Annotated in this window: 1 protein-coding gene; it reads right to left on the reverse strand. The window is 77.4% G+C overall.

The features are described 5' to 3' along the window. A partial coding sequence (locus AC2W7J_RS18570; RefSeq protein ID WP_485984276.1) for a protein kinase occupies positions 1-762 on the reverse strand: 762 nt, incomplete at both ends.

Consider the following 762-nt stretch of genomic DNA (forward strand, 5'->3'; position numbering starts at 1 on the left):
CCGCGCCGCCCACGCCCGCCGCGCCGCTCGCGGCGGCCACACCGGTGTCCGGCTGCGCGGGGCGACGGGAGCCCCCTTTCGCTCCGTGGGATGACCACCGTCTCGTCGGGCTCGTCGTCCGCCCACGGGAAGAGCCCGAAGCCGACCGCCGGGTCGACCTCCGGCTCGTCGGCGAGGTCCGCGAGCCGGCGGTGGGCCTCGTCGGCGGTCGGGCGACGGGGACGGGTCCTTTGGCCGTCATCGCCGCGAGCACCGCGCCGAGCTCGGTGCCGCGACCGCCGCCGACGAGGACCGCCCCGCAGGGTCGTGCCGAGGGCCCACACGTCGGCGGACCGGCCACGCTCGCCGGTGAGGGTGGGGTCGTGGACGATGGGTTCGGTCAGCTTGGGAGCACCGTCGGCACCGATGAGGACGCTCGACGGGCCGACCCCGCCGTGCACGAGGCCGGCGCGGTGCACGGCCGCGAGGCCGGAGGCGAGCTGGGCACCGAGGACGGCGTCGTCGTGCGGGCGCAGCTGACCCTGCTCACGCACCTGCGCCGTCAGGGTCGGGCCGTCGACGAGCTCGAGGACGAGGAGCGGCGGCTGGCTGTCGGTGACGACGTCGTAGACCGCGACGAGGTGCGGGTGGCTCAGGCGGGAGGCGGTGCGGGCGGCGCGCAGCGCCTCGTCGGCCCGCTCCGGCTCGGCGGCTAGCTCCTTGAGCAGCACCCGGCGCTGCAGGACGGTGTCGCGGGCCAGCCACGACCGCCCGGTGGGTTCG

The sequence above is a fragment of the Janibacter sp. CFPM2_SD2 genome (assembly GCF_057364645.1).